Source organism: uncultured Eudoraea sp. (assembly GCF_947490415.1).
Taxonomy (GTDB): Bacteria; Bacteroidota; Bacteroidia; order Flavobacteriales; family Flavobacteriaceae; genus Eudoraea.
Map to the genome: position 1 here is coordinate 1 of NZ_CANLGX010000002.1, position 21,403 is coordinate 21,403.

A 21,403-nucleotide genomic window follows, 5' to 3' on the forward strand; every position below is an offset into this window, starting at 1 on the left:
AACTGGTGGGAGAGTAGGCCGCCGCCTTCTTCGAGGATCCCGATCATTCATTTGGTCGGGATCCTTTTTTTTGATCACATTGTGGGAGAGCCGCTGACTTTTTCGAAAGACCCCGAGAGAATTCTTGGTGTCTTTTTTGTTTGCAAAAACCAGTAATGTAGATCCACGCCTTTGGCGTGGTTCATTCCTGCAGCTGCTTATTCTGTACTGCGCTTGAATGCACAGGCAGTCATTGAATAGGCCGCCGCCTTCTTTAAAAGCACTTATCAATTCGTTGATAGGTGCTTTTTTTTTGTTTTTAAACATAGCTTGACCCTTACCTCGCAAGAAGTCAGTCGGGATTCTCTGAAAGCTATTTTTTTATTCAGCAGTAGCTTATAGACTTATACCCTAAACCAATACATTGCATGTAATTTTCTCATTTCGGAGCGTTGAAAGGGAAAAACAAGACGAATAAAAGACTGGCACTTTACATTATATGACTAAGGTCATAAATAACCAATACCGATTCGTTTAACTTAGATAAGTAATTCCAAAACTACTATACTACATGCGACTAGAAGTAAAACCTGAGGCTTTAAGACGAGTATTGGACCCATCGACCATCAATTGGAAAAAACTAAAACAAAAACGTACTTCAAGACCTTTAATAGGACAAGAAAGAGCACTAAAAGCATTGGAATTTGGAATAGGCAATAAAAGTGGAGGCTTTAATATCTATGTTTCCGGATATCCTGGAAGTGGTAAACTTAAAGCGGTAAATCACTATCTGGAAGAAAAAGCACAATTTGAGACCTCACCAGGGGATTGGTGTTATGTAAATAATTTTAAGGACTCCTACTATCCAAAAAAACTCAATCTCCCTAAAGGCGGGGCTCAAATTTTCAAAGCGGAAATAAATAACCTCATTGAAGAAGCACAAAAAGTTTTATTAAACGCCTTTGATAGTAAGGAGTATGCGGAAAAACGGCAAGATATAATAGACGCCTTTAAGAATGAAGAGAATGAGCTGTTTAAGGACCTTAACAAAAAGGCTCTTGCAAATAGATTCATGATAAGACGGACCCCTATAGAAATTCTGGTAATTCCTACAGATGAGAGCGGTCACCCTTTAAGTGATAAGAAATTTAATCAGCTCAATAAAAAAACACAAGATGAGTTGTTGGAAAAACAGGACAGATTTAAGGAGGAGTTGCTATCATTGCTTCGAAAAAACAGGGACCTGGAACGGGAAAGTAGGCGCAATTTAGGGGAATTAGATAAGAATGTTGCACTTTATGCCATAGACTCACTTCTCCATGAATTACTGGAGAAATACAATGCCTATAATGATGTCATAACTTATCTGGAAAATGTAAGGAACGATATTATAGAAAATTTACCTCTTTACCTGGATGCTTCATCAACTCAGGATACTTTCGACCTAAAGATGGATCCAAGATTCATTAAATACCAGGTAAATGTTATCACAGATAATACAAAACTTAAGGGCGCCCCTATAATAATGGAACTCAATCCCACCTATAATAACCTGTTCGGCAAAGTAGAACATGAATCGTATATGGGCAACCTTTTGACGAATTTTACATTAATAAGGGGAGGTTCTTTACATCGCGCTAACGGGGGCTACCTAATTGTACCGCTCAAGGAACTGCTTTTGAACTATTTTTCATGGGATAGCTTGAAAAGAGCTTTGAACAATAATGAGATAGTGATAGAGGATGCAGGAGAACGCTTTGGTTTTCAAAATACCAAAAGCCTGAAACCTGATCCAATTCCACTTGATGTGCAAATTATATTGATTGGGTCACCAAAATGGTACTATTTATTGTACGAATTGGATGAAGATTTTAAGGAGCTCTTTAAAGTTAAGGCGGAGTTCGATACAACTATGGAATATAATGCGGCTAATATTAAGGAATTCGCTTTGGTTACCTACAAGATTCAAAGAGAGAATAAGTTACTGCCGATAAGTGATAGCGCCTTAGCCTTTCTCATTGAGCAGGCATCAAGAATTGCACAGGACCGTAGTAAAATTTCAATCAAGTTCGGGGAGATAAAAGACCTGATGCACGAAGCGAATCATTACGCCCAGATAGGGAACGAATCAACCATAAGTGAAGAGCAAATCAATAAAGCTATTGATGCCCGGTATTATCGCTCTAATCTCATTCAGGAAAAAATAAATGAAATGATTCATAAAAAAACGCTGATGATAGCCCTTACAGGGTCTGAAATAGGTCAAATTAACGGGATTTCCGTAATTGACCTGGGAGATATTGTATTTGGAAGACCCAATAAAATAACAGCCAGTGTAGCCTCGGGCAAATCAGGGTTGGTAGATATTGAGAGAGAAGCCAAATTAGGCGGCCCTATTCATACAAAGGGGGTACTTATTTTACAGGGTTTTCTAAGGGAAATGTATGCACAGAATAAACCTATGAGCCTTTTTGGCAGTCTTGTCTTCGAGCAAAGTTATTCTGAAATTGAGGGTGATAGCGCCTCTAGTGCAGAGTTGTATGCGATTTTATCAAGTCTCTCTCAGATACCTATAAAGCAGGGTATTGCTGTTACTGGATCTATAAATCAGAAAGGAGAACTGCAAGCCGTTGGCGCCATAAACCAAAAAATTGAGGGTTTCTATGAGGTTTGCAGGCAAGCCGGATTTGATGGCGAACAAGGGGTACTCATTCCCAAAAATAATCTTGGGAATTTAATGCTAAAGAAAGAGATTCTGAGCAGTGTCAAAGAGGGCAAATTTCATATTTGGGCAATAAGTTCTATCGATCAGGGAATCGAAATTCTTATGGGTCTACGGGCAGGTAAACGACTTAAAGACGGGTCATTTTCAAAAGAGTCCTTACATTACCTGGTAGACCGGAGAATAACACAGCTCAATGAAAATATCCAAACAAATTCGGTGAGTGAGAGGAAGCGCTGATGCCGCGTTTATTTTAAGAACTTATTGTATTCATTGAGTTCATAAATACAATATGAATACTGCCGGTAATACCGGGGAAACTAAACCCTGGGAAGATCACCCTCGCCTTTTAACGGGAGATTAGAGTTCCCCATTAAATAGGTGTCCACATGATAAGCAGCCTGTCGCCCTTCTGAGATAGCCCATACTATTAAGGATTGTCCTCTGCGCTGGTCTCCGGCAACAAAAACTCCCGGAACATTGGTCTTATAGTTTTTTACTGAAGCTTTTATATTCGTTCTCGGGTCAGCCTCCAGGCCTAGTTGCTCGGCAATAGTCATTTCAGAACCGGTAAAGCCCATAGCCAGCAATGCCAACTCACAGGGCCATTCCTTTTCTGTACCTTCAATTTCTTTTAAAACAGGTCGCTGCCCAGGTACTTTCTCCCACGCTACATTTACAGTAATCAGGCTTTTTAAATTTCCATTTTTATCCCCAATAAACTCTTTGGTTGAAATACTGAAAAATCGTTCTGCTCCTTCCTTATGCGATGAGCTGGTACGCAGTCTCATGGGCCAGAAAGGCCATGGCTGGTCTTCAGGTCGTTCTGCAGTAGCTTTACCCATTATTTCAAAATTGGATACTGAAGTCGCTCCCTGTCTGAAAGAGGTACCTATACAATCAGAACCTGTATCACCTCCGCCAATAACAATAACATTTTTATTTGTAGCTTTTATTTCCTCCCCGGAGAATTTCAATCCATCAACTCTGCGGTTATTTTGTCCTAAAAAATCCATTGCCTGTACCACTCCTTTTAAATCAGCGCCTTTTATAGGTAAATTTCTTCGAACAGTGGCTCCGCCACATAATACGACCGCATCAAAATCATTTTGTATTACCTGGGCCTCAATATCAATTCCTATATGAATACCACATTCAAATTCAATACCTTCTTCTTTCAAAATTTCAAGCCTTCGGTCTATAACATGTTTCTCCATTTTAAAGTCGGGAATCCCATACCTTAACAAACCACCAGGTTTTTCATCCCGTTCAAAGACAGTAACAGAATGTCCGGCCCGGTTAAGTTGCTGAGCTGCCGCTAAACCGGAAGGTCCCGAACCTACAACGGCAACTTTTTTACCTGTTCTCGTTTCTGGAGGATTGGCCACAATCCACCCTTTTTTGAAAGCGGTCTCAACAATATTCTTTTCAATATTTTCAATAGACACCGGATCTTCATTGATTCCAAGTACACAGGCTTCCTCGCAGGGAGCCGGGCATAATCTTCCGGTAAACTCAGGAAAATTATTCGTCGCATGTAAAATTTCTGCAGCCTTTTCCCACTTGCCTTTATATACGGAATCATTAAAATCGGGAATTAAATTACCCAGTGGACAACCACTATGGCAAAACGGAATACCGCAATCCATACATCTGGCACCCTGATTTTTGAGTTCTTTTTCCTTCATAGGAAGTGTAAACTCTTTATAATTCTGAATGCGTTCATCTACCGGAGCATATTTCTCCACTTTTCTATCGAATTCCAAAAATCCTGTTATCTTTCCCATCTATCGATTATATTGTTTCTAATTTTTCTCTTTCCAGACGAATTAGTGCCTGCTTGTATTCTTCAGGAAATATTTTAATGAATTTGGGAAGGTTATCTTCCCAATTCTCAAGGATTCTCTGAGCGAGCGGACTTAAAGTCGCGTTGTAATGATTTTCAATTAATTCCCTAAGTTCCTTTATGTCATAATCTTCTTCAACCGCCAGGAGGTTTAATGCCTCCATATTACACCTTTTCTCAAAAGTCTTTTTCTCATTAAAAATGTAGGCGATACCCCCACTCATACCTGCTCCAAAGTTTCTGCCAACTTCCCCGAGTATTACAGCTACGCCACCTGTCATGTATTCGCATCCATGATCTCCAATACCTTCTACGACTGCATGCCCCCCGGAATTTCTTACGCAAAAACGTTCACCGGCTTTACCGTTTATATATGCTTCACCTGAAGTGGCACCATAAAGTGTTACATTTCCGGTTATGATATTATTTTCCGGTTGTAGTGTTGATTTATCCGGTACTTTTATGATCAACTTAGCGCCCGATAGTCCCTTCCCTAAATAGTCATTTGTATTTCCATTGACCACCATAGTAATTCCTTTGGTAGCAAAAGCCCCAAAACTTTGCCCTGCAGAACCTGTAAAATTCAGTTTCAAGGTGTTTTCAGGAAGTCCTTCAGCACCATATATTTTGGATATTTCATTACTGATTATTGCACCTACTGCCCTGTCTGTATTGTGAATTGGAAAATCTAAAGATATTTTTTCCTTTCTAAACAGTGCGGGATGTGCTTTCTCTATAATCTCAAACTCTATAGATTCATTAATATGATGTTGTTGTTTTTGGGTATTGTACAGTTTCGTGTTCTTTGGAACATCAATCTGATGAAGAATAGGCGTCAGGTCTATCCCAGCTGCTTTGTAATGATCAATTGCCGCATTTCTATCTAGTTTTTGTACCTGGCCTACCATTTCCTTAACGGTACGAAAGCCTAACTGAGCCATTATTTCTCTTAATTCCTCTGCTACAAAATACATGTAATTGACTACATGTTCCGGCTTGCCTTTAAACTTCTTTCTCAGCTCAGGATTTTGTGTTGCAATGCCCACAGGGCAGGTATTTAAATGGCAAACACGCATCATAATACATCCTGAGGCCACCAGAGGAGCTGTTGCAAATCCAAATTCTTCAGCTCCTAAAAGACAGGCAATTGCCACATCTCTTCCGGTTTTTAATTGTCCATCGCATTCCAGGACTATTCTGTTTCTCAGATCATTCAGTACCAGAGTCTGCTGTGCTTCGGCAATTCCCAATTCCCAGGGAAGGCCTGCATGTTTGAGTGAAGTCAATGGCGATGCCCCGGTTCCACCGTCAAATCCGGAAATAAGAATTACATCTGCTTTGGCTTTGGCAACTCCGGCAGCAACTGTTCCTACACCAACTTCCGAGACTAGTTTTACGTTGATCCTGGCCTTGCGATTTGCAGATTTAAGATCATAAATTAATTGTGATAAATCCTCTATGGAATAGATATCATGATGTGGTGGAGGTGAAATAAGACCTACATATGGGGTTGAATTTCGTGTTTTAGCGATTGCCGGGTTTACCTTTGGACCGGGTAGTTGGCCTCCTTCTCCCGGTTTGGCACCCTGCGCCATTTTAATCTGTATCTCCTGAGCATTAGTAAGATAATCTGAAGTAACACCAAACCTTCCGGAAGCAACTTGTTTAATTGCGCTGTTGCGCCAATCTCCTGTTTGGTTTTTATAGAATCTGTCGGCATCTTCTCCGCCTTCCCCTGAATTGCTTTTCCCCCCGATCCTGTTCATGGCAATTGCCAGATTTTCATGAGCCTCTTTACTAATGGAACCATAGGACATAGCACCAGTCTTAAATCTTTTAACTATATCCGTCCAGGGTTCTACTTCTTCAATAGGAATTGGGTCATAATTTGAAAATTCGAACAAACCGCGGATGGTCATTAAATATTTGGATTGTTCATTTACCATTTTGGCAAATTCTTTATAGGTGTCTGGCTCATTATTTCGAACAGACTTCTGAAGTTTGGCAATAGATAAAGGATTGAACATATGTTTTTCCCCATCACGCCTCCAACGGTATTCACCTCCTATTTCAAGATCTAAATTAGCAGCAACATGCTGATCCTGATAGGCCTTTTTATGTCTTTTGGATATCTCTTTTTCTATTTCATACAATCCAATACCCTGTATACGTGTTGGTGTATTCGGAAAATATTTATCCACAACTTTGGTGTTAATCCCAATACATTCAAAGAGTTGAGAACCCCGGTATGAATTTAGAGTAGAGATACCAATTTTATTCATAACTTTTAAAATACCCTTGCCAATGGCCTTATTGTAGTTTTTAATGGCCTCATCAAAAGAGTATTCCGTAATATCATGTTCTTCAATTTGTTCTGCAATTATCTCATTTACCAGATAGGGATTAATTGCACTTGCTCCAAACCCGAACAACAATGCAAAATGATGGACTTCCCTTGGCTCTGCAGATTCTATAATGATGCTTAATTTGGAACGTTTCCCCAATCGCTGAAGTCCGCTGTTTACATAAGAACAGGCAAGTAATGCAGGAATAGGCGCCTTGTCTTTGTTGGAGTTTCTATCAGATAAAATAATAATGTTTGTTCCTTTATCTATGGCTTTCTCTGCTTCTCCTAAAATGTTTTCAAGAGCTTCCTCCAAACCATTATGTCCCCTGGAAATATTATAGAGAATAGGAATGGAAACGACTTTATAGTCAGGGCTGGCATCGTAGTTTTTGATTTTATCAAGATCTTCTTTGGAAATAACAGGATTTTGGATTTTTAACTTTCGACAACTCAATTCAGTAATGTCAAAAATATTATAATCACTTCCCAACGTAAGCGAAATATCTGTTATTAATTCTTCGCGAATACCATCTAATGGTGGATTAGTTACTTGTGCGAAAAGCTGTTTAAAATAATTATACAAAAGCTGAGGCCGCTCAGATAATACTGCGATAGGGGTGTCTGACCCCATTGAACCTATGGGTTCTTTTGCATGTTGCCCCATAGGAAGAATGATTGTATTTATGTCCTCCAGGGTATAGCCAAATACTGCTTTTCTTTTCTCCAGAGAAGCTTCATTTAGAAAAAGAGGGCAATCATTATAGGGGATATTTTTCAGGTGAACCAAATTGGCGTCCAACCACTTATTATAAGGATGCTTCTTTGCTATTTTTTCTTTGATCTCTTCATCATTTATAATTCTTCCGGCTTCCATATCAACCAGAAACATTTTTCCCGGTTCAAGTCGGCCGTGATATTCAATATTCTCAGGTGCTATTTCTACCACTCCTGTTTCAGAAGACATAATTACATAACCATCTTTTGTAACCGAGTAACGTGATGGTCTGAGGCCATTTCTGTCTAATACAGCACCTATGTAACTACCATCTGTGAAGGGGATAGATGCAGGGCCATCCCAGGGTTCCATCACACAGGAATTGTATTCATAAAAGCCGCGCTTCGCTACGGACATTTCCTGGTTCTTTTCCCAGGCTTCGGGAACAAGCATCATCATTACTTCAGGAAGAGACCGCCCGGTCATTAGCAACAATTCTACTACCATATCCATAGAAGCAGAGTCAGATTTTCCGGGTAATATTATAGGGAGGATATTTTTTATTTCTTCTCCAAACAGATTGCTTTTTAATAGGCTTTCCCGGGATCGCATGCGCATAACATTACCTCTTAGCGTGTTGATCTCCCCGTTATGACACATATACCTGAAGGGTTGGGCCAGATCCCAGGTGGGAAAAGTATTGGTGGAAAAACGTTGATGAACCAGGGCTAATCTTGTAACCACCCTCGTATCCATTAAATCTTTAAAGTAGAGCTTAATATCATTAGGCATTAACAGCCCTTTGAAGATGATTATTTTTGTTGAAAGACTGGGAACATAGAAAAATTTACTTTCTGATAATTTTGAGTTTATAAGGGTATGTTCCGTTACTTTACGAGCGATATACAGTTTAAGGTTAAAATCAAAATCCTTTTGATCCTTATTTTCTTTGCCAACAAAGATTTGCTTAACAAAAGGCTCTGTTTCAACAGCGATTCTTCCGGGAATAGCCTTGTTAACAGGAACATTTCGCCATCCTAATAATTGTAATCCCTGCTTTTTTATGTTTTCTTCGAAGACAGAGACGCAATAGTCTCTTTGATTTTCCTTTTTTGGTAAGAAAACATTACCCACGGCATAATCACCTGCTTTAGGAATTTTGAAATCACATTCATCCAGGAAGAACTGATGTGGAATATCAATCAGGATACCGGCACCATCTCCTGTTTTACCATCGGCACTGACAGCGCCCCTGTGCTCCAATTTATCCAGAATTTCGAGCGCCTTGTGAATGATATCATTCGACTTTTTTCCCTTTAGGCTGCAAATAAATCCAGCTCCACAGTTATCATGTTCAAATTCAGGTAGATACAAGCCTTGTCTTTTCATCATCTTTATTACGGTATTTATTCAAAAATATCATTTTTAACGAAATATATACATCATTTAATAAGATAGTGCGCAAAATATTTAACGTTTACAATAAAACGTTAAAAAATATTTAATTTGAAATATTTATGCCTCGTAAATTGAGATTATAATAAAAATGGAGGTAAGCAGGTCTTGAGATTACATAGCTAAGGGGTGACTCACCTTGGGTGAGTAATTATCCTAAGCCTAACCCCATCTTTAAGCATAAAACAGGAGTATAATTTTTTGAAATACAAAGGATACCCCTAAAAATATCAGGGCTTATGGGAAGTGTGCTGATAAATTGCTCTATTTTTTTAGAATACTTCTGGAGATTACTATTTTTTGAATCTCTGATGTCCCCTCGTATATTTGGGTGATTTTGGCATCTCTCATCATACGCTCAACATGGTATTCTTTAACGAATCCGTTTCCTCCAAATATTTGCACCGCCTCCACAGTAGTTTCCATGGCAACTTGTGAGGCATAAAGCTTGGCCATTGCACCAGAAATATCGTAATCATTATCCTGATCTTTGTCCCAGGCCGCTTTGTACACCAAATATCTGGCGGCTTGAATTTGCGTATGCATATCTGCCAGTTTAAAGGCAATAGCCTGATGGTTGGATATCTCCGTACCAAATGCTCTGCGTTCTTTTGAATAGTTTTTGGCAAGTTCATAGGCTCCGGCCGCAATTCCCAAAGCCTGTGCAGCAATACCAATTCTTCCACCGGCAAGGGTTTTCATGGCAAATTTAAAACCAAAACCATCCTCGCCAATTCTGTTTTCCTTGGGTACTTTTACATCGTTGAATAGTAAAGAATGAGTATCACTCCCTCGTATTCCTAATTTATTCTCTTTAGGCCCTATTTCAAATCCCGGCATTCCTTTTTCAACTATCAGGGCATTAATCCCCTTGTATCCTTTTTCAATATGGGTTTGAGCAATTACCAGGTAAACGGATGCGGAACTTCCATTAGTGATCCAATTTTTCGTCCCGTTCAGGACATAATGGTCCCCTTTATCAATCGCTGTGGTTTTTTGAGATGTGGCATCACTACCTGCTTCCGGTTCTGAAAGGCAGAAAGCACCAATAATTTCACCTGAGGCTAACTTTTTCAGGTATTTTTCTTTTTGCTCTTCGGAACCAAAAGTCTCTAAACCCCAACATACCAAAGAATTATTTACGGATACTACAACAGAGGAGGATGCGTCAACTTTGGAAAGTTCCTCCATGGTTAAAACGTAAGACAATGTATCTAAACCACTGCCGCCATATTCCGGATCTACCATCATCCCCATAAAACCAAGTTCCCCCATTTTTTTGACTTGCTCGGAAGGGAATTGCTGTGTTTCATCACGTTCAATTACACCCGGTAATAATTCGGCATGGGCAAAATCTCTGGCCGCCTGCCTAATCATTTCTTGTTCTTCGGTTAGTGTGAAATTCATTGCTGTAAGTTTGTTGAAAACATTACAAAGATACAAGACTGCTGGAAAATATGTATGGATACACAGGCTTATTTATAAAAGTGAAAGCCTTTACAAAAGAGATATCTTTTGCGACCAAGTATGATCTAAAAAGCTTTTAAAGTAGCACAATATTTTTATATTTGTCTAAGGTCTGCTTATTACCTAAACTATCATATAATTATGAGACAACACTAGCTTCATTTGAATTACTATTAGTACACATTTTTAATTCAGGTCACTTAATTAGTTAAAACACAAATGAAAAAGCTATTAAAAATATATGAAAACAAACCGCCAGAGATAGTCTTTAACTGGAAGGATTCGGAAACTGAAGCTGAAGGTTGGGCCGTTATAAATTCTCTGAGAGGTGGTGCAGCAGGTGGAGGCACCAGAATGCGCGAGGGATTGGATATGAACGAAGTGCTATCCCTGGCAAAAACCATGGAAGTTAAGTTCACGGTATCTGGTCCGCCAATTGGAGGAGCGAAGTCGGGAATAAATTTCAACCCTCATGATCCCAGAAAAAGGGGCGTTTTAGAAAGATGGTATGCAGCGGTTGCCCCCCTGCTTAAAAGTTACTATGGAACAGGCGGGGATTTAAATGTAGATGAAATTCATGAGGTGATACCAATTACAGAAGATGTTGGCGTATGGCACCCGCAGGAAGGTGTGTTTAACGGCCATTTCAAGCCTACAGAAGCCGATAAAATAAATAGGATAGGACAGCTAAGACTCGGAGTAATCAAGGTTTTGGAAAGTAATACCTATTCCCCTGATGTTAGCAAAAAATACACCATTGCCGATATGATAACAGGTTTTGGTGTAGCAGAAGCCATTAGGCACTACTATGATATCTTTGGAGGCACCGTGATAGGTAAGCGGGCTATTGTACAGGGATTTGGGAATGTTGGATCTGCGGCAGCTTTTTATTTGGCCCAAATGGGGGCTAGGATCGTGGGAATAATTGATCGTGTAGGCGGGGTTATTAATGAAGATGGTTTTTCATTCGAAGAAATAAAGACCTTCTTTTTACATAAAAAAGGAAATACATTAATTGCAGATGCAGATAAAATGATTCCTTTTGATGAAATGAATGAGCGTATCTGGAGTTTGCCTACAGAAATTTTTGCGCCATGTGCGGCTTCCAGATTGATCACCCAGGAGCAAATCGCTCAAATGATAGATACAGGCCTTGAGGTTATTTCATGTGGTGCAAATGTACCGTTTGCAGACCCTGAAATATTTTTTGGTTCAATTATGGAGTATACGGATGAAAGGGTAAGTCTTATCCCGGACTTTGTTTCAAACTGTGGAATGGCCAGATTATTTGCCTATTTCATGGAGCGAAGAGTGGGCATGGATGATGAATTGATTTTTAATGATACTTCAGATACCATTCGAAAAGCAATTTTGAATATCTTTAAGGAAAATGTAACAAAAAAGAACATGAGTAAGACGGCATTTGAAATTGCCCTTAAACAACTAATCTAAAACCAACCAGTATGGAGACCATTATTATTATTGTATTCTTAGCAGGCTATTTGGCTATTACCCTCGAGCATAATCTGAAAATAGACAAACTTATTCCCGCTTTGGCCATGATGGCAATCTTATGGGCCGTTATTGCATTGGCTCATATGCCTGTTTTTGAGGTTAATACCGACTTAAAGGAATTGGAGCCCTCACACATAGATGAAATGCTGTTGCACCATTTAGGTAAAACTGCCGAAATCCTTGTTTTCCTTTTAGGGGCAATGACTATTGTGGAGATTATAGATTATTTTGATGGATTTGCCACTATAAAAGGCTATATACGGACCAGGAAAAAATCAAAATTATTATGGCTTTTTTCTATTCTGGCCTTTATACTTTCTGCAATTATAGATAACCTTACAGCTACCATCGTTCTGGTGACTATATTACAAAAAGTGATCAAAGATCGGGAGGTAAGGCTTTGGTTTGCGGGGATGATAATAATAGCTGCGAATGCAGGAGGGGCATGGTCTCCTATTGGGGATGTTACGACAACAATGTTATGGATTGGCAATAAGGTGTCTGCACTACAACTTATTGAACATGTGCTGGTGCCGTCCATAGTTTGTATGGTTGTACCCGTTCTATTTGCTTTGAGGTACAAGGTATTTAAAGGAAATATTGATGCAGAATTGGAAGAAGAAAAAGCAAAATCCCCTTTTGGAGCTACTATGTTATATCTGGGGTTAGGTTCTATTGTATTTGTTCCTTTTTTTAAGACCATTACTCATTTACCACCTTATGTGGGGATGATGCTTTCACTGGCTGTTGTAGCTGCGTTTGCAGAAATATATACGAGCGCAAAGTTCAGTATTTCCAGTGTGGATGGAGCCGAGAGTCAGGAAGGAGCTCACCATAGCGCTGTGCATTCTTCCTTGTCAAAAATAGAACTTCCAAGTATACTTTTTTTCCTGGGGATACTTTTGGCGGTAGCCGCTCTGGAATCTTTAGGGATGCTATTTCATTTTGCAGGTGCACTAGATACTGCCATGCCCTTTCTTGGAACTGAAGCAGCAGACGGAACTGTTTCAGATTTAGTAATACTGATACTGGGGATTGGTTCCGCCGTCATAGACAACGTACCTTTGGTTGCTGCAAGTATGGGGATGTTTTCAATACCATTAGATGATTCTGTCTGGCATTTCATTGCCTATTCTGCAGGAACAGGTGGTAGTATGTTAATTATAGGATCTGCAGCGGGTGTTGTAGCCATGGGTATGGAAAAAATTGATTTTTTCTGGTATTTCAAAAAAATAGCATGGCTGGCGTTCCTTGGTTTTATTGGCGGCGCGGTCGCATTTGTACTAATGCGAAATTTAGTGTTAAACGCATAATTTAATCGATATTAAACCGTTATAAGGGCAACTTTTAATAGGGAAAAATATGGTATTGTTACAGGATCTTGTTGATGAGACACAAGTTGGGGAACTTGTTTCAGAAGAAAAAACGCTTTCAGTGATTGATCTCATCTTTAATGGGGGAGCAGGGAGTATTATAATTATCTCCGTTTTATTTGTGATGCTGGCGGTTGGATTATATATTTATTTTGAACGTTTATTAGCCATAAAAGCGGCTTCACAAATAGATAAGAATTTCATGAATCAAATACGTGATCATGTTATGAGCGGTAAACTGGAAGCGGCCAAAATATTATGTGCCCAAACAGATTCACCCGTGGCGAGGTTAACAGAAAAAGGAATATCCAGAATTGGCAAGCCCCTGGATGATATCAATACAGCCATTGAGAATGCGGGAACCCTGGAGGTTTACAAACTGGAGAAAAATGTAAATGTCCTTGCTACCATTGCAGGTGCAGGACCTATGATTGGGTTTTTAGGAACCGTTATTGGTATGATTTTAGCATTCCATCAAATGGCCAGCAGTGGGGGTCAGGCAGAAATGGGTGCTTTGGCATCTGGAATATACACAGCCATGACTACTACAGTTGCTGGCTTAATTGTTGGTATTGTGGCTTACATGGGCTACAACCATCTTGTAAATCGTACGGATAAAGTAGTGCACAAAATGGAGGCAAATGCTGTGGAATTTCTCGATTTACTCAACGAACCTGTTTAAGACAGTCTTATGAAATTTAAAGGAAGAAATAAGATCAGTCCGGAATTTAGCATGTCCTCAATGACGGACATTGTATTCCTGCTACTGATTTTCTTTATGTTGACAGCTAATTCACCTAATGCGCTGGATCTCCTTTTGCCCAAGGCGAAAGGAAAATCAACGAATACCCAAAATGTATCCGTCACGATTAATAAAAATCTGGAATATTTTGTGAACAGTGAGAGAATAAACGGAGAATATATAGAAATTGAACTAAAAAAAGCACTTGAGGGCCAGGAAAAGCCCACTATTATTCTAAGGGCAGAAGAAAGCGTTGCCATTAAAGAAGCGGTTAACGTGATGGATATTGCCAATAGGAATAGTTACAAGGTGATCCTGGCTGTGCGGCCCAATTAATGTCGTTTTTAGACACGAGACACAAGAAAAAATCATTTACGCTTACAACCATTTTGTTAAGCGTGCTCCTCCTTTTACTTTTTTATATTGGTCTTACTTATATGGATCCACCTATTGAGAACGGAATCACCGTAAATTTTGGGACGATGGAATTTGGTATGGGAGAAAAGCAACCCGTTAAGAAAATAAAGTCTCAGCCTGCGGAACCCGTGAAAGAGTTAGAGGAGGAAGTAGTAGAAGAAAAGCCTGCAGCTCAACCGGAAGAAGTAGCCGAGGAGGATGTTACGGAAAAAGCTACGGAGAAAGTACTTACACAGGAAGACGAAGAATCTATAAAAATTAAGCAACAGGCGGCTGCCAAGCGCGAGGCTGAAGAAGCGGCAAGAAAAGCCCAGGCCAAAGCCGAACAATTGGCCAGGGAACAAAAGGCAGCAGAGGAAAAAGCGCAACAGGAAAAAGAAGCCAAAAAGAAAAAGCTGGATGAACTTATGGGTGGCCTTAATGAATCTGATGGTGAGGTTCAGGGTAGCGAGGGTGATGATAACAGAGCAGGGGATAAAGGACAACCCGATGGGGATCCATATGGCACAAGCTATTATGGCAGCCCCGGTTCGGGAAGCGGGACAGGCGGATATGGACTTAATGGACGTTCCCTAGTGAGTAAGGGAAAGGTTCAACAGGAATGTAATGAAGAAGGAAGAGTAGTTGTTAAAATCACCGTAGATAGAAACGGTAAGGTGGTAAGTGCCACTCCGGGAGTAAAGGGTACTACCAATAGTCATCCTTGCTTATTGGAACCTGCGCAAAAAACGGCATTGCTGCACAAATGGAACCTGGATTCCAAAGCACCCAGCCAACAGATAGGGTTTGTCGTGGTCAATTTTAAATTGGGGGAATAATAAATGACCTACAAGGAGACCCTGGATTGGATGTTTGCTCAACTTCCAATGTACCAGCAAAAGGGGCCAAAAGCCTATAATGGTAAATTAGACAATAGCCTCTCTTTGGCTGCACATCTTAAAAACCCACATCTAACTTTTAAAAGTATTCATGTGGCGGGGACAAATGGCAAGGGCTCCAGCAGCCATATGCTGGCATCTGTCTTGCAGGAAGCAGGGTATAAAGTAGGTTTGTATACTTCTCCGCATATGAAGGATTTCAGGGAGCGGATTAAGATTAATGGAAAACCTATTAGTGAAAAGAGTGTCATAGAATTTATAGAAAAGAATAAGGCATTTCTGGAAAAGAATAAACTTTCTTTTTTTGAGATGAGCGTGGGGATGGCATTTGATTATTTTTCTAAGAAAAAGGTATCCATTGCGATTATAGAAGTAGGTCTGGGCGGACGTTTGGATTCTACTAATATTATAAAGCCTGAAGTTTCTTTGATTACCAACATTGGTTTAGACCATACAGACATACTGGGTGATACACTGGCAAAGATAACAAGGGAAAAGGCGGGCATTATAAAGCCTGGTATTCCCGTTGTGATTAGTGAATGTCAGGATGAGATTGCTCCTATTTTTGAAGAAATTGCGAAGGAGAGAAATTCAGATATAGTCTTTGCTGAAAAGGAAGATCTTAAGCTGTATAAAACGTCACTTTTAGGCAGCTATCAAAACAAGAATATGAAAGGGGTGTTGGCCGCCATTAAACGGCTTAAAGGGTTTGCTATTAGTGAGGAGCATATTAAAAGCGGACTTATGAAAGTGGTGGAGAATACCGGGCTTCTGGGAAGGTGGCAGGTACTTCAGGAAAATCCAAAAGTTGTGTGTGATACGGCTCATAATAGTGAAGGCCTTACTCTGGTGCTGGAACAGGTAAAACGGCAGGAATTTAAAACGTTACATATTGTTCTCGGTTTTGTAAAAGAGAAAAACCTGGATGTGATATTGCCTTTATTTCCTAAAGATGCCATCTATTATTTTGCCCGACCCGATATTCCAAGGGGTCTGGATGTAGAAATTTTAGGAAAGAAAGCCACTGAAGCCGGTTTAAAAGGGTCAATCTATGATTCCATACCGAATGCATATAAAGCAGCGCTAAGCAAAGCGGCTAAAGATGATTTTATCTATATAGGCGGGAGTACATTTACGGTTGCCGAGGTACTGTGATTTTTTCTTATTTTTTGTTTTAGGTAACAAAAAACTATTCTATATTTGCATCCCCTTAGGGGCTCTTAGCTCAGTTGGTTCAGAGCACCTGCCTTACAAGCAGGGGGTCACTGGTTCGAATCCAGTAGGGCCCACATCATTCAGAAAATCCGCACGGTACCGTGCGGATTTTTTATTTTCCGGAGAATGTCAAACTTGTTTGAACATTCGGAGGGAAATAAAAAATATCCGGCTGCGCAGTATGCCGGAATTTACTAACTGCAGGATTGGTTTCCCGATGGATCACCGAATAGAATGAGGTAATCCAGCTTTCGGAGGGAAATAAAAAATATCCGGCTGCGCAGTATGCCGGAATTTACTAACTGCAGGATTGGTTTCCCGATGGATCACCGAATAGAATGAGGTAATCCAGCTTTCGGAGGGAAATAAAAAATATCCGGCTGCGCAGTATGCCGGAATTTACTAACTGCAGGAGTGGTTTCCCGATGGATATGCAATCCAGTAGTTTTCACATAACTATCAACGAGTTACATGTTATTTTTATATAACTCTTTTTTTATTTGTACAAAATTTTAGAATTATTATAAAATATTCCAATTATGATCAAAAGATGGAAGGTTTGAATTGGGGCGACTTCACATTCAATATATAGGATTTAGTTAGATGGGATTCCTATTGAATATCAGTTATGCTTATATGATCATTAATGTTGATGTAATTATGCTCGTCTTTTTTGCACTTCACTTGGTAATTCACCAAATCTTTTTCTGAAATCCGCAGCAAATTGCCACATGTGCCAGAAGCCGTATTTTGCCGCAACACTGGAGATCAGTTGCTCCTTTGATTGTAAAAGTTCTTTTTTGACCTCATTTAGTTTTATGGCTTTGATATACTCAATAGGCGAGACCTGGTATTTCTCCTTAAATACATAATCAAGTGTCCTTTCGCTCACATGGGCATTTCTACATAATTGATCAATTCTAATAGCTTCTTCCAGATGATTCTGTATGTAGTCAATGGCCGAAGAAAGGGCGCGGTCTCTTTTTTATTTTTAATATATTAATAGTTATCATTTTACAAGTTCAACCTCTAATCTTCCAGCATCTGGGCTGTCTTTTCTGTTGGATACCCTGATGGAAATTCGAGTTTACCAATTTTAGATTTAATCAATGCTGCTATAAGGGGCTTTAGATTGATACTCATTTTGAGGTTAAAAGATTTGGGTTGAATAGTAAATTAAGCACGAAAGTATTGCTTTTGAATCTTTGACGGGCCCTATAGTCAAATCCATATTTGAAGTTGATCATCATTCGCTCACTAATGGGCCAATAGCTCACGTTGAAAAAGAGGACACTTTTTTTGTCGTGATAGCTTGGGTCCCAAAATACATCTTCACCCCTGTCATCACTTACCTGCCAGTTGTGTCCACCAAATATCCCGACTTCAAACTTTGTGGATAAAAACTGGCTGACTCCATATTCCAAAGTCAAACGATCCCCTGGCCTAAGGTCAGAATCCTTTGCCTTCGAGTTCTTTTCATAGGTCAGACCCAGCATGAAAGCAGTCGACTTGTTCTCAACAGGGTAATAATATCCAAATCCCTGGAATTGGTGAGTCCAGTAACCCAGGCCTATATTGTCATCTGCGCCTGTTTCGTATCGGCCTGTGGGCGCATATATGGTATAGGTGGTGGTGAAGTCCATTTTACTGCCTCCCCAGCTCAATCCGAGGGGTACGAAGATCAGGTCACCAAATCCCGAAACCCTTGTGGAGATTTCCCGGGTGTATGTGGTATCCAGCACAATTCCAGGCCTTTCTGTGACCATCGATACCTCGGCAGTAACGTAATTTGGAGCGATCCCAACGATGTATCTTGCGTTGCCAAGGAAGGAGATTTGAGGCGATGCCCAAGCGACAACGGGGGCACTACCGAAACCATTCAGACCGGGCTCAACTTCAACATCCGGAAGTGAAGGATGCAGATCACTCAAAGGAATGTTTTTAAATTCCTTTCCATCCCTGTCAACGTACGTGTTGCTGCTCACGGCAAAGTTATACCATAAAAAGAACAACCCCGAGGGAGGATGAGCCATGTCCCTTGTACTTAAAAGTCCCGGATAGTAATGACCGGACTGCATGGGTGATGCCTGCTGGGCGATAACATTTGTGCTCGATATGAAAATGAAAAGGACGCAACTCTTTAGTACTAGCCCTGACCATCGAAAAAAATTCTTTTTCATTCTGTATTGATTATACTCCTCTATGTGTATTTCGCAATCATATGGAATAATCCTTTTAGTACTTATTGATGATAGATCTATAGATCATCAATCTATTTGAAGACTATTCGGGAATACTGATTGTTACCTTGTTGACATGACCAGTGAATCTCGAGTCTTCCAAATCCTTAAAGACTTCATTCGCTACCTGTGTAGCATCATCCATTCCAACATCTGCAGTTTCATCTCCTGAGAAAACAGCAGGTTCGGTTTTATCGACACGACCTTCAGCAACTTTTTTACCATCTACATATAGTATAGCATTACCTCCTTTACCAGTCCCACCACCATCATAATCAAACTGTAGCTTGATTTCGGCTTTGGGGCCTGTTAATCTTGTGTCAGACTTGATTGTATAACTTTCCAAACCGAAATAATTGTACGTGTAGGTAGGTTTACCATTATCCATGTAAACAGCCCAGCCACCGAATTTACCTCCTTGACAGAGAATAATCCCTCGGTCATTGCCTTTAAGGTTTACATCAGCAACGATGGTTTTTGATTTGTTTTTCACATTCAAAAAGGCATTTTCCATGATACCTTCCATCCCATGAGACAAGGTAAGTGATTTACGGTCGCCCATTAGATCAGGTCTTCCGGCAAGTTCAGCATTGAATCTTTCATACAAGCGATCATCCAATGGATATACATTATTGGCAATAGCTTCTTTTTCAAACAACGCTTTCATTTCTTCCAGCTTCTCAGGATATTCCGCAGCCAGGTTATTGGTAAGGCTAAAGTCTTCTTTAACATTGTACAGATCCCAAACATCTTCCTGCAACGTATTGAGTGGCTTATTTTTCCATGCCGGTCTGTGAATCACGCGTGCCAGCCACCCCTCATGATAGATGCCTCTATTTCCTGCGATTTCAAAATATTGAGTGGTATGGCGCTCAGTAGCATTTGCATCTTCAATGGCATAAAGCATGCTTACACCATCCATTGGCTTTTGCTCCACCCCATTAATTGTTTTAGGAACTGGCAGCTTAGTTGCTTCCAATATTGTTGGAACTACATCATTTACATGGCTAAACTGGGTTCTGATTTCTCCTTTTGCACTGAAACCTTTTGGCCAGTGTATTACTACGCCATTTCGTGTACCTCCAAAATCACCAGCAATCTGCTTGGTCCATGAAAAAGGAGCGTTGGTTGCAACAGCCCAACCAGCAGACATATGAGGGAAAGAATTAGGTCCGCCCCAATCATCGCCGCGCTTCAACATCCCATCAATCGTTTCTGCACCAAATATTCCATTAAGGCTTACTAACTCGTTATAGGTTCCTTGCATACCGCCCTCAGCACTTGAGCCATTATCTCCCATGACATATACAAAGAGGGTATTATCTAATTCGCCTATCTCGTCAATGGCATTCACTAATCGCCCTACTTCAACATCGGTATGTTCAACAAAACCGGCAAAAACTTCCATTTGAATTGCAAATAACTTTTTCTCATTTGCACTTAACGATTCCCAGTCTTTAATGTCCTCGGGTATTGGAGCTAATTCGGCATCTTGAGGTATTATACCCAATTTTTTCTGTCGTGCAATGGTTTCTTCTCTTAGTTTTTGCCAACCATCATCAAATTTCCCATTGTATTTATCTATCCATTCTTTAGGAGCATGGTGAGGGGCATGAACAGCACCTGGTGCATAATAGATCATAAATGGTTTGTCAGGTGTTAAGGCTTGTTGGAATTTCACCCACTTAATTGCCTCATTTGTCATGTCAGTGGTAAAATGATAATCGGGATCATCTTTTTTATGAACCTTAGTAACACCGTCGAAAATTACGGGATCCCATTGATTGGTCTCACCGCCAATAAAACCATAAAATTTATCAAAGCCGGAGTTTGTCGGCCAACGAAAGTAAGGACCGGAAACAGAAACTTCCCAGGTAGCTGTTTCGTGCCATTTACCAAAGGCTGCTGTACTATAGCCATTTTGGCGTAATATCTCAGCGCCGTATTTTGCATTATCTGGTCGTATACCCTGGTTGCCAGGGAAACCAGTGGCTATTTCCATTACCGAACCAACATTCACATTGTGGTGATTTCGTCCCGCAAGCAATGCTGCTCTTGTAGGTGAACAGAGGGCGGTGGTATGAAACTGATTAAACCTGACACCATTATCGGCCAGACGATCAAACGTTGGTGTATTTATGGCTCCGCCGTAAGTAGAAGTTGCTCCAAAACCAATGTCATCAATTAAAACCACAACCACATTAGGGGCACCTTCTGGCGCCTTCACTTCAAAACGTTCAGGTTTGGTTGCATTCCTTGCATCCATTTCTGTAATGGCAGCCATAGCCGGAGGCTGGATAGGTAAATTGGTTCGGTCTAATTTGTCCTTTTCCCCTTTTGAAACATTTTCAGCTGTATTAGACTGATCGTTACAACCGGCTACTAACACCTGAAGTAAACCTGCTGTCAATAAGACAATTATTGAAGTTTTCATTTAAAAGATTTTTAAGTTAATGCTATTGCTTTAGTTAAAGATTCTATGTCCGATATTA

At 40.1% G+C, this 21,403-nt stretch carries 14 protein-coding genes and 1 tRNA gene; 8 read left to right on the plus strand and 7 right to left on the minus strand.

Features of this window, described 5'->3' with window-relative positions; genetic code table 11:
- On the minus strand, nt 1–306 hold a 306-nt coding region (locus Q0874_RS04845), incomplete at its 3' end, for a hypothetical protein (RefSeq protein WP_299160134.1).
- A 244-nt stretch (nt 307–550) separates the two neighbouring features.
- Between Q0874_RS04845 and Q0874_RS04850 the strand changes: the two genes are divergently transcribed.
- Complete coding sequence (locus tag Q0874_RS04850; RefSeq protein ID WP_299160137.1) at nt 551–2,941, plus strand: AAA family ATPase; 2,391 nt, start codon at nt 551–553, stop codon at nt 2,939–2,941.
- Between the two features lie 80 nt (nt 2,942–3,021).
- On the opposite strand, the gene Q0874_RS04855 is transcribed toward Q0874_RS04850, so the two are convergent.
- The 3 genes from Q0874_RS04855 to Q0874_RS04865 form a co-directional block, all read right to left on the minus strand.
- Entirely contained in the window at nt 3,022–4,488 is a 1,467-nt protein-coding gene (locus Q0874_RS04855; RefSeq protein WP_299160140.1) for a glutamate synthase subunit beta, read from the minus strand.
- A 7-nt stretch (nt 4,489–4,495) separates the two neighbouring features.
- Nucleotides 4,496–8,998: a glutamate synthase large subunit gene (gene gltB / locus Q0874_RS04860; protein WP_299161691.1), complete on the minus strand. Its 4,503-nt coding sequence runs from the start codon at nt 8,996–8,998 to the stop codon at nt 4,496–4,498.
- Nucleotides 8,999–9,328: 330 nt separating this feature from the next.
- Nucleotides 9,329–10,471, minus strand: a complete 1,143-nt coding sequence (locus Q0874_RS04865) for an acyl-CoA dehydrogenase family protein (protein WP_299160142.1) — start codon at nt 10,469–10,471, stop codon at nt 9,329–9,331.
- A 279-nt stretch (nt 10,472–10,750) separates the two neighbouring features.
- Between Q0874_RS04865 and Q0874_RS04870 the strand changes: the two genes are divergently transcribed.
- The 7 genes from Q0874_RS04870 to Q0874_RS04900 all read left to right on the plus strand — a co-directional run bounded on the left by Q0874_RS04870 (nt 10,751) and on the right by Q0874_RS04900 (nt 16,745).
- Nucleotides 10,751–11,983 carry a Glu/Leu/Phe/Val dehydrogenase dimerization domain-containing protein gene (locus Q0874_RS04870; RefSeq protein ID WP_299160144.1) on the plus strand — a complete coding sequence of 411 codons (1,233 nt, stop codon included), beginning with the start codon at nt 10,751–10,753 and terminating at the stop codon, nt 11,981–11,983.
- 11 nt (nt 11,984–11,994) lie between these two features.
- On the plus strand, nt 11,995–13,359 hold the full coding sequence (gene nhaD / locus Q0874_RS04875; RefSeq protein WP_299160146.1) for a sodium:proton antiporter NhaD: 1,365 nt from the start codon (nt 11,995–11,997) through the stop codon (nt 13,357–13,359).
- Between the two features lie 49 nt (nt 13,360–13,408).
- The gene (locus tag Q0874_RS04880) at nt 13,409–14,101 is read left to right on the plus strand and encodes a MotA/TolQ/ExbB proton channel family protein (RefSeq protein ID WP_299160148.1); all 693 of its coding nucleotides are present in this window, start codon (nt 13,409–13,411) and stop codon (nt 14,099–14,101) included.
- Between the two features lie 9 nt (nt 14,102–14,110).
- On the plus strand, nt 14,111–14,497 hold the full coding sequence (locus tag Q0874_RS04885) for a biopolymer transporter ExbD (RefSeq protein WP_299160151.1): 387 nt from the start codon (nt 14,111–14,113) through the stop codon (nt 14,495–14,497).
- Nucleotides 14,497–15,396 carry an energy transducer TonB gene (locus tag Q0874_RS04890; protein ID WP_299160153.1) on the plus strand — a complete coding sequence of 300 codons (900 nt, stop codon included), beginning with the start codon at nt 14,497–14,499 and terminating at the stop codon, nt 15,394–15,396. The genes Q0874_RS04885 and Q0874_RS04890 overlap by 1 nt, the downstream gene beginning before the upstream one ends.
- A gap of 3 nt (nt 15,397–15,399) precedes the next feature.
- On the plus strand, nt 15,400–16,611 hold the full coding sequence (locus tag Q0874_RS04895) for a folylpolyglutamate synthase/dihydrofolate synthase family protein (protein WP_299160155.1): 1,212 nt from the start codon (nt 15,400–15,402) through the stop codon (nt 16,609–16,611).
- A gap of 59 nt (nt 16,612–16,670) precedes the next feature.
- Nucleotides 16,671–16,745: transfer RNA gene (locus Q0874_RS04900), tRNA-Val, on the plus strand.
- 584 nt (nt 16,746–17,329) lie between these two features.
- On the opposite strand, the gene Q0874_RS04905 is transcribed toward Q0874_RS04900, so the two are convergent.
- The 3 genes from Q0874_RS04905 to Q0874_RS04915 form a co-directional block, all read right to left on the minus strand.
- Nucleotides 17,330–17,629: a helix-turn-helix domain-containing protein gene (locus Q0874_RS04905; protein ID WP_367275419.1), complete on the minus strand. Its 300-nt coding sequence runs from the start codon at nt 17,627–17,629 to the stop codon at nt 17,330–17,332.
- A 181-nt stretch (nt 17,630–17,810) separates the two neighbouring features.
- Nucleotides 17,811–18,704 carry a transporter gene (locus Q0874_RS04910; protein WP_299160158.1) on the minus strand — a complete coding sequence of 298 codons (894 nt, stop codon included), beginning with the start codon at nt 18,702–18,704 and terminating at the stop codon, nt 17,811–17,813.
- Between the two features lie 250 nt (nt 18,705–18,954).
- Nucleotides 18,955–21,345, minus strand: a complete 2,391-nt coding sequence (locus Q0874_RS04915) for an arylsulfatase (protein ID WP_299160160.1) — start codon at nt 21,343–21,345, stop codon at nt 18,955–18,957.
- Nucleotides 21,346–21,403 lie beyond the last annotated feature (58 nt).